Source organism: Streptomyces sp. NPDC006326, from assembly GCF_040612915.1.
Classification (GTDB): Bacteria; Actinomycetota; Actinomycetes; order Streptomycetales; family Streptomycetaceae; genus Streptomyces.
This window is the reverse complement of sequence record NZ_JBEXRC010000101.1, coordinates 1-5,743: the sequence shown is the minus strand read 5'-3', so window position 1 is coordinate 5,743 and position 5,743 is coordinate 1. Positions and strand designations below refer to the sequence as shown.

General features: G+C 73.5%; 6 protein-coding genes. 1 reads left to right on the top strand and 5 read right to left on the bottom strand.

Annotated features, from left to right (window positions below):
• Positions 1-228 precede the first annotated feature (228 nt).
• Complete coding sequence (locus ABZ128_RS35335) at positions 229-1,248, top strand: adenosine deaminase (protein ID WP_356853988.1); 1,020 nt, start codon at positions 229-231, stop codon at positions 1,246-1,248.
• Positions 1,249-1,307: 59 nt separating this feature from the next.
• Here the strand turns inward: ABZ128_RS35335 and ABZ128_RS35330 are convergent, their stop codons facing one another.
• The 5 genes from ABZ128_RS35330 to ABZ128_RS35310 all read right to left on the bottom strand — a co-directional run bounded on the left by ABZ128_RS35330 (position 1,308) and on the right by ABZ128_RS35310 (position 5,506).
• The gene (locus ABZ128_RS35330) at positions 1,308-1,724 is read right to left on the bottom strand and encodes a hypothetical protein (RefSeq protein ID WP_356853986.1); all 417 of its coding nucleotides are present in this window, start codon (positions 1,722-1,724) and stop codon (positions 1,308-1,310) included.
• Between the two features lie 15 nt (positions 1,725-1,739).
• The gene (locus ABZ128_RS35325; RefSeq protein WP_356853984.1) at positions 1,740-2,795 is read right to left on the bottom strand and encodes a UDP-N-acetylmuramate dehydrogenase; all 1,056 of its coding nucleotides are present in this window, start codon (positions 2,793-2,795) and stop codon (positions 1,740-1,742) included.
• A 56-nt stretch (positions 2,796-2,851) separates the two neighbouring features.
• Positions 2,852-3,250, bottom strand: coding sequence for a DUF3291 domain-containing protein (locus ABZ128_RS35320; RefSeq protein WP_356853983.1), 399 nt, complete (start codon positions 3,248-3,250; stop codon positions 2,852-2,854).
• 81 nt (positions 3,251-3,331) lie between these two features.
• A complete protein-coding gene (locus ABZ128_RS35315; protein ID WP_356853982.1) occupies positions 3,332-4,801 on the bottom strand; it encodes a DHA2 family efflux MFS transporter permease subunit in 1,470 nt (489 codons plus the stop codon).
• A gap of 132 nt (positions 4,802-4,933) precedes the next feature.
• Complete coding sequence (locus tag ABZ128_RS35310; RefSeq protein WP_356853980.1) at positions 4,934-5,506, bottom strand: TetR/AcrR family transcriptional regulator; 573 nt, start codon at positions 5,504-5,506, stop codon at positions 4,934-4,936.
• Positions 5,507-5,743: the final 237 nt, after the last annotated feature.

The window sequence follows — 5,743 nt, the reverse complement described above, 5'->3', positions numbered from 1 at the left end:
CGCCGCCCCACCCCCCCGGGGCGCGCCCCCCGGCCGGGCGCCCCCCCCGGGGGGGCCCCCCCCCGCTCCGCCTTTCCCGCCCCGGGGGCCCGTCCGAGCGCAGGCAACCGCGTCCGGGCCCGCCGCGGAAGCCCCGCGCAGCCGGTCGCTCCCGTACTCCCGTTCGCGCAAGCCCCCGATCGGTAAATACCCCTCCCGCCGGGCGCAGCGGTTTGGCAGGATCACCCAATGGAGCACGTACGCGATCTCACGCTTCTGCCGAAGGCCCACCTCCACCTGCACTTCACGGGGTCCATGCGCCCGTCGACCCTGCTGGAGCTCGCCGACAAGTACGGCGTGCGCCTGCCGGACGCCCTGACCGCCGGGGAGCCGCCCAAGCTGCGCGCCACCGACGAGCGCGGCTGGTTCCGCTTCCAGCGGCTCTACGATGCCGCCCGGTCCTGCCTGCGCGAGCCCGAGGACATCCGGCGCCTGGTCCGCGAGGCCGCCGAGGAGGACGTCCGCGACGGCAGCGGCTGGCTGGAGATCCAGGTGGACCCCACCTCCTACGCCCCGCTCCTCGGCGGGATGATCCCGGCCGTCGAGATCATCCTGGACGCCGTCGACGCGGCCTCCCGGGACACCGGCCTCGGCATCCGCGTGCTGATCGCCGCCAACCGCATGAAGCACCCCCTCGACGCCCGCACCCTGGCCCGCCTGGCCGTCCGCTACGCCGACCGCGGCATCGTCGGCTTCGGGCTCTCCAACGACGAGCGGCGCGGCATGGCCCGCGACTTCGACCGGGCCTTCGCCATTGCCCGGGACGGCGGCCTCCTCGCGGCCCCGCACGGCGGCGAGCTCACCGGCCCCTCCTCGGTCCGCGACTGCCTCGACGATCTGCACGCCTCCCGCATCGGCCACGGGGTCCGGGCCGCCGAGGACCCCCGGCTGCTCCGGCGGCTCGCGGACCGGCAGGTCACCTGCGAGGTCTGCCCCGCGTCCAATGTCGCCCTCGGCGTGTACGAGCGGCCCGAGGACGTCCCGCTGCGGACCCTGTTCGAGGCCGGGGTGCCGATGGCGCTGGGCGCCGACGACCCGCTGCTGTTCGGGTCCCGGCTGGCGGCGCAGTACGAGATCGCCCGCCGCCACCACGCGTTCACCGACGCGGAGCTCGCCGAGCTGGCCCGCCAGTCGGTACGCGGCAGTGCCGCACCGGGCGACGTACAGGACAAGCTGCTGGCCGGGATCGACCACTGGCTGACGGGGTGACCGTCGGCGGGTGAGCCGCGGGCCGTGGCCGTCAGCGGGTGAGCCGCAGGCCGTGGCCGTCAGCGGGTGAGCCGCAGGTCGCCCTCCCAGCAGTCGGCCCGTACCCGGTCCCCGTCCGGGAAGCCGATCTCCAGCCGGGTGCGCCCGGTGTCGGGCGCCGCGAACTCGGCGACCGTCGCCACCGTCTCGCCGAGGTGGCGCAGGAAGGGGTGGTCGCCGAGGTCCTCGCCGACCTCGATGCGGCCCCACTCCCCCATGTCGTAGGGCTCGTGGGGCGCGGCGGACTCGACGATGAGGCACCGGTCGGACCCGGTGCTGATCCTGGTGGACTCGCCCTCGCTGTCGATGAGCCAGACGTCGAGCGGTGCCTCGGAGCGTTCGCCCTCGTAGACGTGCCAGGAGGCGACGATCCGGCTGATCGTGCGTCCCACCAGGCGGGTGGGGTCCGTACCGGCCCCGTGCAGTGGACAGAGCATGGCGGCCGGGGCTCCTCAGATGCTGACGCCGACCGTCACCGGTTCGTTGACCAGGGTGACGCCGAAGGCCGCGTGGACGCCCGCGCGGACCTCGCGGGCCAGGGCGAGGAGGTCCTCGGTGGTGGCCGTGCCGCGGTTGGTCAGCGCGAGGGTGTGCTTGGTCGAGATGCGGGCGGGGCCGGTGCCGTAGCCCTTGGTGAAGCCCGCCTTGTCGATGAGCCAGGCCGCGCTGGTCTTCGTACGGCCCTCGCCGGCGGGGTAGGCGGGCGGGGCGGTGTCGGGGCCGAGGCGGTCCCGGACGCGGGCGAGGAAGGCAGCGTAGGCCTCCTCGTCGAGGACAGGGTTGTGGAAGAAGGAGCCGGCGGACCAGGTGTCGTGGTCGGCGGGGTCGAGGACCATGCCCTTGCCGGCGCGCAGCCGCAGGACGGTCTCGCGGGCGGTGGCGGCGGGGACGCGGTCGCCGGCCTCGACACCGAGGGCGCGGGCGGTCTCCGGGTACTTGACCGGCGCGGAGAGGCCTCCGGCGTCCTCCAGGGCGAAGCGGACGCGCAGGACGACGTACCGCTCGGGCTGGTGCTTGAAGACGCTGTTGCGGTACGAGAACGCGCACTCGGCGGCGGTCAGCGTGACCGTCTCGCGCCGGGTGCGGTCGTAGGCGACGACCTCGGTGATGGTGTCGCAGACCTCCTGGCCGTACGCCCCGACGTTCTGGATCGGGGTCGCACCGGCGGAGCCGGGGATTCCGGCGAGGCATTCGATGCCCGCGAGGCCCGCCTCAACGGTGCGGGCGACGGCGTCGCTCCAGTTCTCGCCCGCGGCCAGCTCCAGGGTGGTGCCGCTGAGGGTGAAACCGGTGGTCGCGATGCGCAGGGCGGTGCCGTCGAAGCCGCGGTCACCGATGACCAGGTTGCTGCCGCCGCCGATGACGAGGAGCGGGGTGCCGCTCTCGTCCGCGGCGCGGACGGCGTCGACCACCTCGGCGTCGGTGGTCGCGGTGACCAGACGGGTGGCGGGGCCACCGAGGCGGAAGGTGGTCAGAGGGGCGAGGGGGGCGTGGTGGAGTTCCTGCACGTGGACAAGAGTACGGTCCGTGACCCTCGCATCCCGGCGGGGCCACGGACCGCACGTCATGCCCGGCTCTGCTGCTCGACCAGCCGGCGCTCGGCTTCGGCCCAGCCGAGGGGCAGCTCGGAGGCCGGGACGGTCCAGAAGGTGAAGGCCGATTCCTTCATGAAGCCGGCGGCGGCGCGGGAGCTGGAGCGGTGCGGCTCGCTGCGGGCGAACCGGTACAGGGCGTCGCGGTCCTCCCAGGCGGAGAGGGTGAGGAAGGTGCGGCGCAGGACCCGGGCGCGCAGGGCGACGCCGTGGGCGCCGGGGGCGGAGCGGATCTGGCGGATGATGCCGGGCGCCTTCAGGAAGAACCGGAGAGCGCCGATGAGGGTCTCGGTCTCGAACCGGGAAGCCATGACGTAGAGCTCGGCTCCGGCAGCGGGCGGCGTGGGCGTGGACCAGGGGATGTCGGGCACGGCGGGCGCTCCTTCGTAGGCTCGGACCCTGGGATGGTAAGAGGCTCACTTGCAGTACGGGTAGTACACGTTGAGCGGATCTCAAGCGGTCGGGACCGCGTCGGGGGCCGCGGCCGGGGTGGGGGCCGGGGTCGGGGCGGCGGCGCGGGCCGCGAGGGGCGGGACCTTCGCCCTGCGCGGCAGCAGCAGCGCCAGGCAGGCGGCGAGGGCGACCGCGCCGGCGCCGATCCACAGCGCGGGGACGGTCCCGTCGGCGAAGCTCTGCGGGGAGGCGTAGCCGCCCTGGGCGGAGAAGACCGAGGCGAGGACCGCGACACCCAGCGCGCCGCCGACCTCGCGCAGGGCGTTATTGGTGCCGGAGGCCTTGCCCTGGTCGGCGGGGGCGACGGTGGACATCAGCACGTGGGACGCGGGGGCGAAGTACAGGCCCATGCCGATCCCGCTGATGATCAGCGCGGGGAGCTGGGCGGCGTACGAGACGTCCGTGCTCAGGATCATCGCGAACCAGGCGAGGCCGAGGGCCTGCAGGGCGAGCCCGGCGGCGACGACGGGGCGGCCGCCGATGCGGTCGGCCAGGATCCCGGCCACCGGGGCGACGATCATGGGCATGCCGGTCCAGGGCAGCATGCGCAGGCCTGCCTCGGTGGGGGTGTAGCCGGCAACGCCCTGGAGGAACTGGCTGAGCAGGAAGATCGAGCCGAACATGCCGAGGAACATCAGCAGGCCGGCCGCATTGATCCCGAGGAAGCCGCGGCTGCGGAAGAGCCGCATGGGGAGCATGGGGTTGGCGCTGGTGAAGCCGTGCCGGACGAAGGCGCCCACCAGGGCGGTTCCGGCGATCAGGCCGGTGAGGACGGGGCCGCTGGTCCAGCCGTGGGCGTTGGCGTTGACCAGGCCGTAGACGATGCCGAAGAGGCCGCCGCTGATGAGGAGGGTGCCGGGGACGTCGAGACGGGCCGTCGGGGCCTTGGACTCGGCGAGGCGGAGTCGGGCGAGGGGGATCAGGGCGAGGCCGATCGGCACGTTCAGCCAGAAGATCCACTGCCAGGAGATGTGCTCGGTGAGGCTGCCGCCGACGAGCGGGCCGCTGGCCACGGCGAGGCCGCCGACGGCGCCGTTGATGCCGAGCGCCATGCCGCGGCGGGCGGCCGGGACGGCCGCGGTGAGCAGGGTGAGGGAGAGCGGCATCATGACCGCGGCGCCGACGCCCTGGACGGCGCGGGCGGCGATCAGGGCCTCGATGCCGGGCGAGAGGGCGGCCGCGGCGGAGGCGCCGGTGAAGATCGCGAGCCCGGCGATGAAGAGCCGCCGCCGGCCGAAGCGGTCACCGAGGGCCGCGCCGAACATGAGGAGGACGGCGAAGGTGAGCGTGTACGCGTTCACCGTCCACTCCAGATCGGCCAGCGCACCGCCGAGATCCTTGCGGATGGCGGGGAGCGCGGTGGTGACGACGAGGTTGTCGAGAGCGGCCATGAAGCCGGCCGCGGAGGTGAGGACGAGGGCCCAGAGGGCCGGTCCGCCGAGGCGGGTGTTGTTCTCGGTGAGGTTCACGAATGCCCCCTGATCGGTAATTGTTAGTTATCACTGACTAACTTCTGAGGTCATGCGGTTGCGCACCCGCACTGCGGCGGTCTCCCCTGCGGCCCGCCCGACCCACGGCGCGGAGCCGAAGACCGTCCCCGCTCACACCTCCCGGCGCAGGCGCCGGGCCCGGGCCTCGGGGTACAGCCCCTCCCAGACGCGGTGCTCGGGCGGGAAGCCCATGGCCGCGAGCGTGTTGATCAGCATGCCGATGGCCATGAAGGTGGTGGTGCCCTGCACGTCTCCGCCGAGCGGTACGTGCACGGCGTCCCAGAGCTCCATCCACCCCTTCCGGACGGTCTCGCCGAGCTCGTGGTCACCGGCCGCCTCCGCGGCGGCGACGGTGACGTACACCTGGAGCTGCATCTGCAGCTTGTCGGGGTCCTCGGCGATGAGCCGGACGTAGGCGTCGGCCATCGCGAGCGCAGCCTCTTCCCCGTCCAGGCCCTCGGAGGCGGCCGCGAAGATCTCGCGGGTGTCCCGCAGGCAGCGCTCGGCGGCGGCGAGGAAGATGGCGGGCTTGTTCGGGAAGAGCCGGAAGAGGTACGGCTGCGAGACACCGACGCGCTTGGCGATGACCTCGGTGGAGGTCCCGTGGTAACCGCCGCGAGCGAACTCGTGCATCGCCGCGCGGATGACGCTTTCGCGTCGCTCGTCTGCGCTCATCCTTGCCATGAGGCAAAGTTAGTACTCAATCACTAACTTGGCAAGAGCGGCCCTGGCCAATAACGCGGGCACGGACAACCCTGCAGCGTCGGCAGAGCACGGCCGCCTCAACGTCACCACCGAACCGGGGGGCCGGAAACGGCGGCCAGGGCGGAGGCCGCCGGCCGACCAAGGCGAACTGCGGCCACACCGCCCGGCGTCGCCCCCGTGAGCGGCAGTCGATCCGCGACACGGCCGACGCCCACC

Excerpts from the sequence above, each read along its gene's own strand:
- ABZ128_RS35330 (WP_356853986.1), bottom strand. The coding sequence starts at position 1,724 with ATGCTCTGTCCACTGCACGGGGCCGGTACGGACCCCACCCGCCTGGTG.
- ABZ128_RS35335 (WP_356853988.1), top strand. The coding sequence starts at position 229 with ATGGAGCACGTACGCGATCTCACGCTTCTGCCGAAGGCCCACCTCCAC.
- ABZ128_RS35310 (WP_356853980.1), bottom strand. The coding sequence starts at position 5,506 with ATGGCAAGGATGAGCGCAGACGAGCGACGCGAAAGCGTCATCCGCGCG.